At 50.8% G+C, this 12,984-nt stretch carries 16 protein-coding genes, 1 tRNA gene and 1 pseudogene; 2 read left to right on the top strand and 16 right to left on the bottom strand.

The features are described from left to right. Nucleotides 1-19 precede the first annotated feature (19 nt). From ROR01S_RS15245 to ROR01S_RS15175, 15 genes and pseudogenes are all read right to left on the bottom strand, one after another. Nucleotides 20-296 (bottom strand): annotated as a pseudogene (locus tag ROR01S_RS15245) (single stranded DNA-binding domain-containing protein). 103 nt (nt 297-399) lie between these two features. Further along, nucleotides 400-1,629, bottom strand: a complete 1,230-nt coding sequence (locus ROR01S_RS15240; protein ID WP_064359641.1) for a GIY-YIG nuclease family protein — start codon at nt 1,627-1,629, stop codon at nt 400-402. Between the two features lie 309 nt (nt 1,630-1,938). Next, a complete protein-coding gene (locus ROR01S_RS15235) occupies nt 1,939-4,053 on the bottom strand; it encodes a DUF927 domain-containing protein (protein ID WP_064359640.1) in 2,115 nt (704 codons plus the stop codon). After that, nucleotides 4,050-4,265, bottom strand: coding sequence for a hypothetical protein (locus tag ROR01S_RS15230; RefSeq protein ID WP_064359639.1), 216 nt, complete (start codon nt 4,263-4,265; stop codon nt 4,050-4,052). The genes ROR01S_RS15235 and ROR01S_RS15230 overlap by 4 nt, the downstream gene beginning before the upstream one ends. Then, nucleotides 4,262-4,525: a hypothetical protein gene (locus ROR01S_RS15225; RefSeq protein WP_004202353.1), complete on the bottom strand. Its 264-nt coding sequence runs from the start codon at nt 4,523-4,525 to the stop codon at nt 4,262-4,264. The genes ROR01S_RS15230 and ROR01S_RS15225 overlap by 4 nt, the downstream gene beginning before the upstream one ends. Further along, entirely contained in the window at nt 4,522-4,839 is a 318-nt protein-coding gene (locus ROR01S_RS15220) for a hypothetical protein (RefSeq protein WP_064359638.1), read from the bottom strand. The genes ROR01S_RS15225 and ROR01S_RS15220 overlap by 4 nt, the downstream gene beginning before the upstream one ends. Continuing rightward, entirely contained in the window at nt 4,836-5,015 is a 180-nt protein-coding gene (locus ROR01S_RS27565; protein WP_022064556.1) for a hypothetical protein, read from the bottom strand. Before ROR01S_RS27565 ends, ROR01S_RS15220 begins: the two co-directional genes overlap by 4 nt. After that, nucleotides 5,008-5,694, bottom strand: a complete 687-nt coding sequence (locus ROR01S_RS26305) for a host cell division inhibitor Icd-like protein (RefSeq protein ID WP_255265545.1) — start codon at nt 5,692-5,694, stop codon at nt 5,008-5,010. Before ROR01S_RS26305 ends, ROR01S_RS27565 begins: the two co-directional genes overlap by 8 nt. Before the next feature lie 154 nt (nt 5,695-5,848). Next, nucleotides 5,849-6,658, bottom strand: a complete 810-nt coding sequence (locus ROR01S_RS15205) for an antA/AntB antirepressor family protein (protein ID WP_064359637.1) — start codon at nt 6,656-6,658, stop codon at nt 5,849-5,851. A gap of 13 nt (nt 6,659-6,671) precedes the next feature. Then, nucleotides 6,672-7,106, bottom strand: a complete 435-nt coding sequence (locus tag ROR01S_RS15200) for a PM1773 family protein (protein WP_064188056.1) — start codon at nt 7,104-7,106, stop codon at nt 6,672-6,674. After that, nucleotides 7,106-7,303 (bottom strand): helix-turn-helix transcriptional regulator, encoded by a 198-nt coding sequence (locus ROR01S_RS15195; RefSeq protein ID WP_064359636.1) that lies wholly within the window; start codon nt 7,301-7,303, stop codon nt 7,106-7,108. The genes ROR01S_RS15200 and ROR01S_RS15195 overlap by 1 nt, the downstream gene beginning before the upstream one ends. A 219-nt stretch (nt 7,304-7,522) precedes the next feature. Then, nucleotides 7,523-7,981 carry a hypothetical protein gene (locus tag ROR01S_RS15190; protein WP_064359635.1) on the bottom strand — a complete coding sequence of 153 codons (459 nt, stop codon included), beginning with the start codon at nt 7,979-7,981 and terminating at the stop codon, nt 7,523-7,525. A gap of 27 nt (nt 7,982-8,008) precedes the next feature. Next, entirely contained in the window at nt 8,009-8,458 is a 450-nt protein-coding gene (locus ROR01S_RS15185) for a hypothetical protein (protein ID WP_064359634.1), read from the bottom strand. A gap of 76 nt (nt 8,459-8,534) precedes the next feature. After that, nucleotides 8,535-9,749, bottom strand: a complete 1,215-nt coding sequence (locus tag ROR01S_RS15180) for a tyrosine-type recombinase/integrase (RefSeq protein WP_064359633.1) — start codon at nt 9,747-9,749, stop codon at nt 8,535-8,537. A gap of 166 nt (nt 9,750-9,915) precedes the next feature. After that, nucleotides 9,916-9,992 (bottom strand) — tRNA-Arg (locus ROR01S_RS15175). A gap of 356 nt (nt 9,993-10,348) precedes the next feature. Between ROR01S_RS15175 and folD the strand changes: the two genes are divergently transcribed. Together folD and ybcJ are read left to right on the top strand one after the other, a co-directional pair. Next, nucleotides 10,349-11,215 carry a bifunctional methylenetetrahydrofolate dehydrogenase/methenyltetrahydrofolate cyclohydrolase FolD gene (gene folD / locus ROR01S_RS15170; RefSeq protein ID WP_004858880.1) on the top strand — a complete coding sequence of 289 codons (867 nt, stop codon included), beginning with the start codon at nt 10,349-10,351 and terminating at the stop codon, nt 11,213-11,215. A gap of 1 nt (nt 11,216) precedes the next feature. Then, the gene (gene ybcJ / locus ROR01S_RS15165) at nt 11,217-11,429 is read left to right on the top strand and encodes a ribosome-associated protein YbcJ (protein WP_004858878.1); all 213 of its coding nucleotides are present in this window, start codon (nt 11,217-11,219) and stop codon (nt 11,427-11,429) included. 89 nt (nt 11,430-11,518) lie between these two features. Here ybcJ and cysS read toward each other — a convergent pair whose 3' ends face one another. Next, nucleotides 11,519-12,904 carry a cysteine--tRNA ligase gene (gene cysS / locus ROR01S_RS15160; protein WP_004858875.1) on the bottom strand — a complete coding sequence of 462 codons (1,386 nt, stop codon included), beginning with the start codon at nt 12,902-12,904 and terminating at the stop codon, nt 11,519-11,521. Nucleotides 12,905-12,984 lie beyond the last annotated feature (80 nt).

Here is a 12,984-nt window from a genome sequence, read left to right as displayed (position 1 = left end):
TTTCATATTGCCTGGTGAGCTATTGTTTGCGATGGACTCTGCGCAGGGCGTCAGTAGCTGTCTCTGCTGCCCTGTTCACCAGTTGTCGGCCAACACTTATAGCCCTGCTGTGCGGTGCCATCCTGCTCCGTCCACTGGTTGAGCTGCATATTGCCCGCCACACTGACCAGGTCGCCTTTACGGTGTTTGGCCACCGCATTGTATAGGTGGTCCATAGCCTTGCAAGTACCGCTTGTTCGTGGTTCTGATTTGAGGATCGGACACCAGCCGGCATATGCTGAAATTTGAGCTGTCATAGCTGGAATTCTCTATGATGTTCTGTCTCTGATTTAGCCATTTCATTGATTCCGGGTATAAAAACACCCGCGGACGCGGGCGTTTTTGAAGAATTAATAAGTATTATGATACCGCCGATAATTCTTTATCGTTCGCTATTTCTTCGCCAATTTCTAGTGAGCGGTAATATTGTAAGGCCGCAGGGTCCGCAACATATTCAACCTTGCCGTGATGTTCCTCCACACATTGGATTATCTTACTCAAGTCTGTCTTAAAGAATTCTTTGCGCAGATTCACTTTATTCATGCGTTCACTGCTAAGTTTGTTATGCAAAGCGTACTCAAGAGCTGGCGCATCATCACAGCTAATCATTGCATGCACATCGAACTCAAACGGCACGCTTGCACCGCTCAATTCGCTAACACGATCTAGCGGTTCAAGTCGGCGAGTCATACCTATCTTATAGACATTTTCACCAAATGAACCAATGTTAGAAATAACATAAACATGCCCCTGCTTGGTCATCTGTGCCATTGATTTTGCCCGTTCATACTGCTTATGGACATCTTCAATCTCTTGCTCTAACTGACGGCGGGTTTCTTCAAGCTCCTGGCGATGCTCTTCATCTGCGGCCAACAGGGCCTCTTCGACGGCTTTTCGCCGAGCCTCGAGCTCTTGTTCTTTGGCTTCAGCCTCTTGCTGTTGCCTTTCCAGTTCTTCTGCGCGCTGGCGTTCTTCACGCATTTGTCGTTTTATTTCATTCTGAGCATCGCGCTCATCCTGAGCGGCTTGAAGCTCCAGCACTTTATCTCGAAATTCTTTTTCCACTTCCTTCCAGTCAGAACGATCGCGCAATTGGAAAAAATCATATTTAGCTATCAGTGTCTGATATATCTCTTTTTCTCTTCTGATATCTTCAAGCTTTTTCTCAAAATTCTTCAGCGTCACAGAAGCAAGAAGAGTCTTACGCTTATAGCGATAGGTATCATCGAGAACCTTCTGTATTTCCTCCTCAGCTGATTGATGTTGCTCACGAAATATGGTCTCAAAATCAAAAGCAAAATCAACGGCTTTACCGAGGATTTCTTTACTTTTCATTCTATTTAATTCGATAATCTGTCTGAGCTCCTTTTTCAGATTATCGTGTTCAATTTCACGAGCAATATCTTTATTTTTATACTTTTCAATCGCACCTTCTTTTTCCTCAATCTCAGCCGCAAGAGATTTCTGACTTCTCAACTCAAGATACTCAACAACTTTTTTATGCTTATTAATCAAATACCTATATGTTATATAAGCACCAATGGCGCCCCCCACACCTAAGACGATCAATATTGGATATAGCGCTTCCATCTCCCTTCCCCCCCCCAGAGCCAGCAATTAGAATAATCTGAAATATACAAGATCTCGAATCCGAAGTTCCACATCAACCACCCATTTGCAGTAAATTTGCAATCTGGGTAGATGGAAGGAGCAATCACCTCATAAACCAAGCTCCAGGACATCTAAAAACTGTCTCAGTGTCGGTTCAAAATGCCAGTTTGTTGCCTCAGCGTTGGTTCATTCTTCAAACATGAAACCTTATTAAACAGATAGATATAACTACTGAGGCAACTGAACCAACTGAACCAACACCTAAACTACACACATGGAAGAATGCTTTTACTCTGGCTGGTCGTCGTCCGGCAGATACTGCAGGACATAAACCCGAATCTGTCGCCCATCAATGCGTGGCGACTTTCTCTGGAATCCCCGGCCTGAAGTCGGTGGCGCCAGCATGCCAGCTTTCTTCAATACCTCCGCAAACTGACGGGAGTTAAAGCCGCGGGCGATCTCCCCTTCGAAGGCTGCCGGGAAGGTGTAGAACACTATCGGGTCAGTCTCGTGCCCGCCTTTCTGCCGGTATCCCGCCATGTTGGAGATAGGGAGGCTAGTCGGGTCATATGGGAACGGTGCAAAACGGCTCATCCCGTAGGCGTTCAGGAATGCCTCTGTCTGCTCGATAATTTGCTGGTGTTCTTTATTGCCGGTACCAAACTCGCGCAGCCAGGCGTTATAGCTGTACTGAATGGCATCCCGACACGTCTGTTCATCCCAACCGGTTATCACCTTACCCAAAAGCAATGCGGCTTCCAGAATTGCGAACCGGGCACCGACACGATGGACCTGCTCCCCGTAATCTGATGGGATCAGGCTACGCCAGCGTTCTTCCGCGGCCCTGACAGCGCTAACCGCCTCGTGCTGGTGGTCAGCAAGCCATTTCACCCACTCACGCCCGGACACTCCGTGGTTATGCTGGTATGCATCTTTGAGAGCATCGGCATGGTGTTTGCCGTTGGCATGCTCATGGAAACGAACAGCCCGGCGCATCGGGATATTCAGCAGGCGAACCAGCTGGCCTGCTTTAGCCTTGCGACCGGCGCTCGCGATGAAGGTTTCCAGATCCATCTCACCGGTACTGATGGCCACAGTACGCCAGCGCTTCAGGTCACGGTTTCCGCCTTCCTTCGCTCCCTGCAGCTTACCCGTGCCGTTAAACAGTGCGTATGCCGATTTGTAGACCTCCACCGGGTCAGCACCCTGGCCAATTTCGTCAAGCGGCATCAGCGCATCGTTATGTGCGGCGGCTTCGTTCGCCAGCCCCAGCGCAGTACCGTACCAGGTGAGGCGTAGCACATCCGGATTGCCATAGAGACTGGAGGCCACATTGGCAGTGGTGGTCTTACCCGCGCTCGACTGCTCATAGAGATGGATACCAAAACCATCAGCGCCGGCAAGGCCAATCAAAGGAGCTGCCAGCGCTGCGGCCACGCCAGTCATCATCGAGTAGTTGCCAAAGGCCAGACGTCCAACACTCTCTCGCCAGCTCTCAACAGTACCGCTGGTGGTATAACCGGATGCGGCAGAACTTCGTCCGCTAAACAGCACCGGTTGATCTGGAGTACCGATGATCTCGCCATCAGGCATGATATAGGCGCCACACTGCCAGCCCGTAGCATGCGCAATGCGCCATACCTCACCATTGGCACAGCTCTGCAGCCAGTCGGCCAGCGTTGCACGTAAACCACTTTTGGTTGTGACGTTCACCCCACCAGCCTTGAGCGATCGCCAGCCTTCGCGTTCACCGATATCAGCAAACGGTATTGCCTGGACAGTATCCCCCTTCGAACCGAATGGGCGCCAGCGCAGGATCAGATACCGGGTTTTACTGTCATCTATGCCAGTACCTATGACCTCCAGAGCAGAACACAGCCAGCTTTCACGGGTAGTTATTTCCCCGGTATCTTTGTCTGATTTTGGCTCAACCCAAAAAATACCGTCAGCTCGGCTTTCAACATGTGGCTTCAGGTTATCGCCATTCACAGATTTATTGGATTTCAGAATTGATGTCGTTGTGTGCTCGCCCTGTTCTCTAAGCCTGGCCAGATATTGCCTCCAGTTTTCCGGTTTTTGGTCAGGAATTCCCTTATATAATTTCGCCTCCAGTACACCTGCCTGAGCAAGTTTTTCCCCAATGGCATTAATCATTATTGGCTCAATGCTTCCAGCCAGATAAACACGAGCACTGCGACGCCCTTTATCAATAATTTGCAGGTTCTCCAGTTCCGCCAGCTGCTTCGGTCCAAGATAAATGGGAGGTGTTCTGTCCTCAGCGACTTGTTTACCCATGCCCTCTTCCCATCCTTTTGCATGTGCATACGCATCGGTTCCAGCAAAAATAACTGCTTCAGTAAATTTTTCTTTTGGCAAATGTTTCAGGTTAGGTGCCAGTTTCATTGACGCTTCTCCCGATGTGCACGCAAGACGTAATCAGCAAGTTCTTCATCCGCCGTTTTAATCGTTTCCGGTACATCCTGGAGTAACGAGATCAGAGCACAAATTAACTGCATATCCCGTTCAGATGCTTTCGTGCCCTCTAACCATATTGAGAGCGGTGCCTGTGCTTGTTCAACACGACATTGGGCATCAATAAGCTGCATATCGCTCATACCCTGACCTCCGCATCAATTCTGGCCATATCGACAATCGCCAGGACTTTATCCAGCCAGCAATGCACAATGACTGCTTGCTCAACGTCGAGGTAGGGTGATAAATCGGTCATTACATGAACCAACCCATTGCGAGCGCGGGCCATACGTTCTGCGGTACGCTCTGCCAGCGTAAAATCTTCCGGATACGGTTGCTCACGGGATAGCATCGCCTCGGCCTCAAGTTCAGCAGGATGGCGGTATATAGCGTTTATATTCATTTTCCCGCCCTCATTTTTGATTCTTTGACGCAGTCAGAACGACACACACCCGCATTCGCTGCGGTATCGTTAAGCGCCAGCACCACCTCACCAATCGTACCCAGCATTGCGCCTATTTTGCGCATGTCTCCTTTTGCGGTCTCCTCGGTGTAATTGTCATTGCCCGTGGCCCAGAACATCAGGCTTCCAATGGCACTAATGCCGAGTAACAAATCACTCACAGCCTCATCCATGCGGTTCTGAATGCCTTCCAGCTCATCAACGGTGGCGCCTTTGCCGAATTCGTGGCGAACTAAATCGTTATACAGGCTCATGCTGCCACCTCTTGTACGCGGGTAATGCGAACGTGGCAGAGACCTTCACGCTGCGCCTGAAGTACTGCGTGGGCCATTGCTGTTTTAGTGTCGCTGGATGTGAGTTGATAGCCGATGCCAACGGTTAAACCGCGCTTATTGACGGCATAGCCGCTTATGCGGAAATAACTACGCATGAGCCACCTCCAGACGGATGCGGCCGGCGAAAAAGCAGACATGATCGCGAGCCAGTGAACGGCGGGCGTCACGTTCAGACGGTGCGGTGACATGGTGAATTTGGGCTTTAATTGTCGTCATATCGCGGCGAACAGCGGCGATAATCCAGATAAACTGCGGATTTTGGGTAGGGGTAGTAGCCATGGTGGCAGCCTCCTTCAGATAGCGGGTAACGCCACCACCGGAAACGCCAATTTCACTGGTGGTAGCCCAGACAGGGTTGGCGTAACCGGCTCTGAAGGATACCGGCGCTTCCGAAGAAGCCCCCGCCTGAGCCACCATTGCTCTTGAAAGGCGCTGGATTATATACCAACGCTCAAAAAAAGGGTGAGTCAGACTAACGGCACAAAAAAAGACGCTTGGCGCGTCATGTGTCGCCTTCAGAGTTGTCAGGACGCCAATCCCGGCACCAGATTTTGCTGGTGCACAATAACCATAGACCGGGATTACGTGGAACATCAAGCCCTTTTTTATGGACTCGCAAAACTCTTTGCTGCAGGTGTGATGTCCATCGCGCGTACTGGTCGCGAATTTCCGCCAGACATTTTGTACGCCACTATCAGTGCCTCGCAATGTGACAAGTTTTGACAGGTTCACGCGGTGATATACCACCAGCAAAGCTGTAGCTTTTGCATTCATCAGGCCAGTCAGAAATGCGCAATGGGCTATACGCACGGAAACTTGGAGCCCTCGCGGTAGAGCGTCACACGGTTGTGCGCCGCCGATACAACGCTCACTACCTCCCCCGTGAGCTTTGCGATAAGTGTAATCCGGCAGGGGTAAGCTGGTGGGCTTATTCATCGTTAGCCCCCATGCGTTTAGCCAGCCAGCGCTGAGACAGGCGGGTTAATTCCGCTTTGCGCTGGTCGTAAGCCATGCCCATATCAATCAGCGTGATATTGGTGCTCTCCAGGTAACTAAGGTGTTCCAGCTGCCCGGCGCTCATGCTGTCGCGAGGCTCGCCGGCGATACCATTCACCTGCGCCCACTGCTTAGCGGTTATACCCCCCAGCACAATGCGGGCGATCATGTTGCTTTCATTGCTGTAGTGCCGGGCTTGCGTCTCTTTCCCCTGTTCTGCCCGGGCAGCATCCAGAGCGGCACACATCGGCTTGAAGAGGTTGGCGGCACCAATACGGGCCTTAAGTTGGCGGCGGTACTTCGCGACGATTTCCGGCGCACTCAGCTGTAACGCCTCCTCGCACTGGATAAAGTACCTGCGCACAGCTCGCCCCTGCTCGTTACGCTCAACCATTGCCACTTCTTTAGCCATATCCAGCGATAGAAGGTAATCATGCTCGATTTGCTGGCGAAATTTTGCGCTCGCCCGTTTTGGTGAGCTCAATTTTTCAATACGAATGTAGTCAGCCCCGGCTACAAATCCGTACTGGTCGATGCGGCCTTTAATCCAGTTGGTAAAGTCACGCCCCACCCCCAGCGCCTTATGCAGAGCTCTGGCGCTCGCAATATTGGTTTCACGCCCACCAATCTGGCCGGAAGTAACAGGGACAATAGCGGCAAAGTCGTTACCGTTAATTACGCCATGGTGAACGTTGGGTTGAGGGGCGGCCTCAGAATTGAATCTGCTTTTTTCGATTTTCATTTTGTCGGCTCCTTTATGCGGCGGTAAGGTTGTCCGGGTAAAGGCTAAGGATTTCGGCTATTTCCTGCGTAGAAAGGCCATAATAGCCACCAGCTGTAGCATTGTTGTTTACAAGTTGAATAACTTTTAGAACATCGCTGCGCCCGGTAAAGCGATAGCGCAAATGTGACCCGATGCCGTCAGGATTCTTTTCGTCGATACGCTCTAACTGAATATCAAGTCGACGCTCAATTTCACTAGCGTAGTTCCTGCCAGACGAAAGACGGCAGTAACGCAGAATATCGTTTTCTGTCCATCCCTCAAAGCCGGTACGCAACATATAAACGCGGGCACGATGCTTTTTTGGAGTACGTTTAGGTACTTGTACAGGGCTGGTGGTAGGCGTAATATCAGAGGTGCGAATATCTGAGTTAGCCGCCTGCTGTACGGGGCGGTTTTTCTTTTTCATTACACTACCTCACCACGAGATTCAGTAATGCGCTGATTAATCCAATCGTCAATTTCACTTTCAATAAAGGCGATCGAACGGGAGCCAATTTTAATTGCGGCGGGAAAACGCTGTTCATTCATAAGACGATACAACCATGCCTTACTGTAGCCAGTGCGCTTCTGAACCTCAGAGAATCGGATTAATGATTTGGACATATTTACCTCGTAAAGTCTATTGCGGTTTACGTGGCATATGATTACACGAATAAATGCTATTTTTTCATACCATTAGGCCTAATGGCTAGTGAGGAATGAATAACCCTAAGGGTAAGGGTTATTAAAGGTAAACTAGCAGTTAGCTTACCCTGAGGGTAGCTATATTAAGCCCTTAGGGTAAGACTTTTCGACTAGATACAACCCTAAGGGTTGGGGTGATTAGCCACGCTTGATGGGGCATGCAACCATTTCTATTGCTTTTGCTTGGGCATTGGAAAACCCTTTACCTTCAAGGTCTTGAATAATTGCCACCTGATTCCCTCTGGTAGCTCTGTCATTATCAGGATCGTACATGTTCCATTCAGTGTTTCTTATCTGTATCGCCAGAAGGAGGGGATCATCTTTTCTGTATTCGCCCAAAAGAGTAGGTCTTTCACTATTTAACTTTTTGATTTTCTCTTTTAAGAGAGAAATCTCGCTTCTGAGGACGCTTATATCCTCTTCCGAAAATGTTTCTGGCTTCCTATTATCTCCTGATGTAACAATATCCTCGATTGGAATATCAAGATTAACCCCTAATTTGTCAGCAATAGCCTTTAAGTCAGAACGACGAAAACCATATTTATCAAATTGAGTTGCTGACCAGTGTTCTTCTTTACTTTGCCCCCATCCACTCATTATCCGCTCTCCTATTGTTTATATTTATCAAAAAGGAATATCATCATCAAAATCCATAGGTGCTTCCGATGGAACAATCTTAGTCACGGCGGACGAAGTAAGCGCTGGAGGTAAAACCTCAGGCATCTCATCAAACTCATGAATTACATTCAAAAGGGAATGTAATGATGTATCAGATTCCATGTGGTTATCATCAACCCAAGTAGTTTCTATTGAACCAGCAACTCCCTTTTTAACCCACTCAGGCAGTGCTCCATTGGAGTCCTCAATATAAAGGAAATCGGCAATGTCCTTAAGGCTAACATGAGGCTGATAGAGATGAATTCTTGTTATGAACTCTCGAAGACTGATAAATTCTTTTTTCCGAGCCTTTAGCAACTCAGCAATGTCCAGCATTCCGCCACCTCGCGCCCCCTGATTTTGGCGGCTATGCCAGCCCGCAGAGGTGTACGGGTTTTCGGGGATCAGCCTAGACATAGCCTATTCTTTGTTCGTCTACTGAAGTCTACTATCGTCAATATGCACTGTCCACATTAACTGTATTTATATACAGTTATGCAAGTTTTCCGAACGAGCCATGCACCACATTTTCACCATTCTCAAGAGCCGCCATATAGTCGGCATACCACTGGAGCATTTCCCGGCGGCCATCCAGATACTGAGCGTGGTTGTATGTCCCGCGGATAGAGTTCTTATCGACGTGCGCCAGTTGGGTTTCAATCCAGGCGGTGTTATAGCCTTGCTCGTGGAGGATAGTGCTCATGGTGTGGCGGAAGCCGTGACCGGTCGCTTTACCGTCGTAACCAATACGCTTAATCACCTGGTTAATACTGGCCTCGCTCATTGGCTTGCCGGCGTCATTCCGCCCGGGGAAAACATACTTCCCTCGCCCGGTAAGCTGGTGGATCTCTTCCAACAACTCGCGAACCTGGCTCGAGAGAGGAACGAGATGTGGGCGCCGCATCTTCATTCGCTCAGCGGGGATGTTCCAGACTCCTTTGTCAAAGTCGATATCAATCCATTCAGAAGCACGGAGCTCAATTGTCCTGAGCCCGGTAAGCATTAACAGTCGGGTGGCGTTGCGGGTGATTGTGCTGCCGCTATATTCACTTAGCGCACGGAGAAAATCCGGGATTTGGTCAACTAAAAGGTGTGGGTAGTGCTGCTGCTTTGGCGACTTCAGCGCGCCTGCCAGATCTGAAACAGGGTTGTGCTCAGCCCGGCCAGTAATAATGGCGTAGGTAAATATCTGTCGGCAGGCCTGACGGGTTTTTTTGAGTTTATCCAGAACTCCGCGTTGTTCCATCTTTCGCAGGACGTTAAGCATTTCGACCTGGCTGATATCCGTGATAGCCTTTTGCCCGATGAAGGGGAAGATATCCTTCTTCAGGTACATCAGGAGATGCTCGGCATAGCCTTCTGACCACGATGTGCTTTTATGGGAATGCCATTCCATCGCCAGGCGCTCAAAACTGTTTGCCACAGCCTGCTCTTTCGCTTGTTTCTCTTCCTGCTTCTCCTGCCCCGGATCACCACCAGCAGCGAGAACCTTTTTTGCATCCGCGCGTTTCTGTCTGGCTTCCGCCAGAGTGATATCAGGATATACCCCCAACGCCAGAAGCTTCTCTTTACCAGCGATGCGGTACTTAAGGCGCCAGTACCGCGAGCCATTGGGGCTCACCAACAGGTAAAGACCGCCGCCATCAGACAGCTTATAGGGTTTGTCCTTGGGCTTGGATGTGTCGACCTGGCGGGCTGTGAGCTTCATTTTGGGGGTATCTCATTTCATTGAACAGGAATCTACCCCCAAATGTACCCCCACATGAATGTGGATTTCAATAGACCATAGTAGACGTTGAGATAATGAGATATTGGCGGATGCCGCGTGTATACTGGATTTAGTAGACTTCAGGAGACGTTAAGAGAAGTGAAAATGGTACGCCCTACAGGGTTCGAACCTGTGACCTACGGCTTAGAAGGCCGTTGCTCTATCCAGCTGAGCTAAGGGCGCACTGAAATGCGGATGCTTCGACGAGTGAAACCGCCTGGAATTATACGGTCAACGCTCAGTGAGTCAATGCATTTTGCCATCAAACTGCGGCAGCATAACTAACTTGCCTACATATAAAACAAAGGTTGTGCAAAGATCGCCCGGCGCCGGTTTTCAGTACTGATACATCGGCGATAACAATAAAGAGTCCTAACGCCCCCAAAATGCCCCCAATAGCCCTTTAAACAGCGGTGTTTTTAGCCCTGAGTTTGCTCAAAGAGGGATAAAAACTCAAACGAGGACTGACAGCGAGGCTGGCTTCTGACAAAATATCCGCATCCCCCTTTCGATACGATACAGATGGAATCCTCTCTCTGATGGCAGCAAAAATTATTGACGGTAAAACGATTGCGCAGCAGGTACGCTCTGAGGTTGCGGAAAAAGTGAAGGCCCGCACTGCGGCCGGAAAACGCGCCCCAGGGTTAGCCGTTGTACTGGTCGGCAGTAACCCGGCGTCGCAGATTTATGTCGGCAGCAAGCGCAAAGCGTGTGAAGAGGTGGGATTTGTCTCCCGCTCATACGATCTCCCGGAAACCACCAGCGAGGCGGAATTACTGGAGCTTATTGATACGCTGAATGCCGATACCACTATCGACGGTATTCTGGTACAGCTGCCGCTGCCTGCCGGAATTGATAACGTGAAAGTACTGGAGCGTATCGCCCCGGACAAAGATGTTGACGGTTTCCACCCCTACAACGTCGGCCGCCTGTGCCAGCGCGCCCCGCGTCTGCGCCCGTGCACACCGCGCGGAATCGTCACTCTGCTTGAGCGTTACAATATCGACACCTATGGCCTGAACGCCGTGGTGATTGGCGCATCGAACATCGTCGGCCGTCCGATGAGCATGGAACTGCTGCTGGCGGGCTGCACGACTACCGTGACCCACCGCTTCACCCGGAATTTACGTCAGCATGTCGAAAATGCTGACCTGCTGATTGTTGCGGTCGGTAAACCGGGCTTTATTCCGGGCGAGTGGATCAAAGAAGGCGCCATCGTTGTGGATGTCGGTATTAACCGTCTGGAAAGCGGCAAAGTGGTCGGAGACGTCGTCTTTGAAGATGCCGCAGAACGCGCGTCATACATTACGCCAGTCCCGGGCGGCGTTGGCCCGATGACCGTTGCTACACTGATTCAAAACACGCTACAGGCGTGCGAAGAATATCACGACATTCAGGAGGCCTGAGATGGCGAATTTTTCTCTGGGCAAACACCCACACGTTGAACTGTGCGATCTGCTGAAGCTGGAAGGCTGGAGTGAGAGCGGCGCGCAGGCAAAAATAGCGATTGCCGATGGCCTGGTGAAGGTGGATGGCGCGGTAGAAACCCGTAAACGCTGCAAAATCGTCGCCGGTCAGACGGTGAGTTTTGAAGGCCAGAGCGTCACCGTTACCGCCTGATCCTGCTTAATGAACGATCGCCACCTCCACAGGAGGTGGTTTAAGATTGATCATAAAAACGCCCGGCAAGCCGGGCGTTATTTTATTGCTTACTTCCGGCGCCAGGTGGTTCCCTGCGGGCCGTCCTCCAGCACGATCCCCATCTCATTGAGACGGTCACGCGCCGCATCCGCAGCGGCCCAGTCTTTCGCTTTACGCGCATCCAGACGCTGCTGAATCAGCCGCTCGATTTCCGCAACTTCACCGTCGTCAGCCTGCGCACCGCTTTGCAGGAAGACATCCGGCTCCTGCTCAAGCAGCCCCAGCACGCCGGAGAGCTTGCGCATATGTGCGGCCATGGCGTTAGCCGCGGCGACATCTTCCGTCTTCAGGCGGTTGACTTCACGCGCCATATCGAACAGCACGGAATAGGCTTCCGGGGTGTTGAAATCGTCATCCATCGCTTCAATAAAGCGCGCTTCGAAGGCGTCGCCGCCGGCCGGCTCTACCGATTTGTCGGTACCGCGCAGCGCGGTATACAGACGCTCCAGCGCAGAACGAGCCTGCTTGAGGTTTTCTTCGCTGTAGTTCAGCTGGCTACGATAGTGGCCGGACATCAGGAAATAGCGAATGGTCTCCGCATCGTAGTACTTCAGCACGTCGCGTACGGTAAAGAAATTGCCCAGCGATTTTGACATTTTCTCGCGGTCAACCATCACCATCCCGGAGTGCATCCAGTAGTTAACGTATTCCCCGTCGTGAGCACAGGTGGACTGGGCTATTTCGTTTTCATGATGCGGGAACATCAGATCCGAACCGCCGCCATGGATATCAAAATGGTTGCCCAGCTGTTTGCAGTTCATCGCCGAACATTCAATGTGCCAGCCAGGACGACCGTTGCCCCACGGCGACGGCCAGCTTGGCTCGCCCTCTTTCGACATTTTCCACAGCACGAAGTCCATCGGGTTACGCTTGACGTCAACGACATCCACGCGGGCGCCGGCCTGCAGCTGGTCCAGATCCTGGCGCGACAGCTGCCCGTAATTCGGATCGGTCGGTACCGAGAACATCACATCCCCGTTGTCCGCCACGTACGCATGACCGCGGGCGATCAGTTGTTCAGTGATTTCAATGATCTCGGGAATATGATGGGTGGCGCGAGGCTCCATATCCGGACGCAGAATATTCAGCGCATCGAAATCATTGTGCATTTCGGCAATCATGCGATCGACCAGCGCGACAAAGCTTTCGCCGTTCTCATTAGCACGCTTAATGATTTTATCGTCGATATCGGTAATGTTGCGCACGTACTTCAGCTTATAGCCGAGAAAACGCAGGTAGCGGGCAACCACGTCAAAAGAGACGAAAGTACGGCCATGGCCGATGTGACAGAGATCGTAAACGGTAATTCCACACACGTACATGCCCACTTCCCCGGCATGGATAGGCTTAAACTCTTCTTTTTGGCGCGTCAGTGTATTAAAAATTTTTAACATCGAAGATTCCGTGTAGACGTGTGTGAATATCAGGTCGCGTATTCTAACCTTAATTCAACCCCGAAGCAGCACACAATGCA

Origin of the sequence: Klebsiella ornithinolytica NBRC 105727 = ATCC 31898 (assembly GCF_001598295.1) — a bacterium.
GTDB lineage: Bacteria > Pseudomonadota > Gammaproteobacteria > Enterobacterales > Enterobacteriaceae > Klebsiella > Klebsiella ornithinolytica.
The sequence above is the reverse complement of the archived record's forward strand: the minus strand, read 5'-3'. Positions and strand labels throughout refer to the sequence as shown.

What these genes read in the sequence shown, in the direction of transcription:
- ROR01S_RS15240 (WP_064359641.1), bottom strand. Translation starts at nt 1,629, where the DNA reads ATGGAAGCGCTATATCCAATATTGATCGTCTTAGGTGTGGGGGGCGCC.
- ROR01S_RS15235 (WP_064359640.1), bottom strand. Translation starts at nt 4,053, where the DNA reads ATGAAACTGGCACCTAACCTGAAACATTTGCCAAAAGAAAAATTTACT.
- ROR01S_RS15230 (WP_064359639.1), bottom strand. Translation starts at nt 4,265, where the DNA reads ATGAGCGATATGCAGCTTATTGATGCCCAATGTCGTGTTGAACAAGCA.
- ROR01S_RS15225 (WP_004202353.1), bottom strand. Translation starts at nt 4,525, where the DNA reads ATGAATATAAACGCTATATACCGCCATCCTGCTGAACTTGAGGCCGAG.
- ROR01S_RS15220 (WP_064359638.1), bottom strand. Translation starts at nt 4,839, where the DNA reads ATGAGCCTGTATAACGATTTAGTTCGCCACGAATTCGGCAAAGGCGCC.
- ROR01S_RS27565 (WP_022064556.1), bottom strand. Translation starts at nt 5,015, where the DNA reads ATGCGTAGTTATTTCCGCATAAGCGGCTATGCCGTCAATAAGCGCGGT.
- ROR01S_RS26305 (WP_255265545.1), bottom strand. Translation starts at nt 5,694, where the DNA reads ATGAATGCAAAAGCTACAGCTTTGCTGGTGGTATATCACCGCGTGAAC.
- ROR01S_RS15205 (WP_064359637.1), bottom strand. Translation starts at nt 6,658, where the DNA reads ATGAAAATCGAAAAAAGCAGATTCAATTCTGAGGCCGCCCCTCAACCC.
- ROR01S_RS15200 (WP_064188056.1), bottom strand. Translation starts at nt 7,106, where the DNA reads ATGAAAAAGAAAAACCGCCCCGTACAGCAGGCGGCTAACTCAGATATT.
- ROR01S_RS15195 (WP_064359636.1), bottom strand. Translation starts at nt 7,303, where the DNA reads ATGTCCAAATCATTAATCCGATTCTCTGAGGTTCAGAAGCGCACTGGC.
- ROR01S_RS15190 (WP_064359635.1), bottom strand. Translation starts at nt 7,981, where the DNA reads ATGAGTGGATGGGGGCAAAGTAAAGAAGAACACTGGTCAGCAACTCAA.
- ROR01S_RS15185 (WP_064359634.1), bottom strand. Translation starts at nt 8,458, where the DNA reads ATGTCTAGGCTGATCCCCGAAAACCCGTACACCTCTGCGGGCTGGCAT.
- ROR01S_RS15180 (WP_064359633.1), bottom strand. Translation starts at nt 9,749, where the DNA reads ATGAAGCTCACAGCCCGCCAGGTCGACACATCCAAGCCCAAGGACAAA.
- folD (WP_004858880.1), top strand. Translation starts at nt 10,349, where the DNA reads ATGGCAGCAAAAATTATTGACGGTAAAACGATTGCGCAGCAGGTACGC.
- ybcJ (WP_004858878.1), top strand. Translation starts at nt 11,217, where the DNA reads ATGGCGAATTTTTCTCTGGGCAAACACCCACACGTTGAACTGTGCGAT.
- cysS (WP_004858875.1), bottom strand. Translation starts at nt 12,904, where the DNA reads ATGTTAAAAATTTTTAATACACTGACGCGCCAAAAAGAAGAGTTTAAG.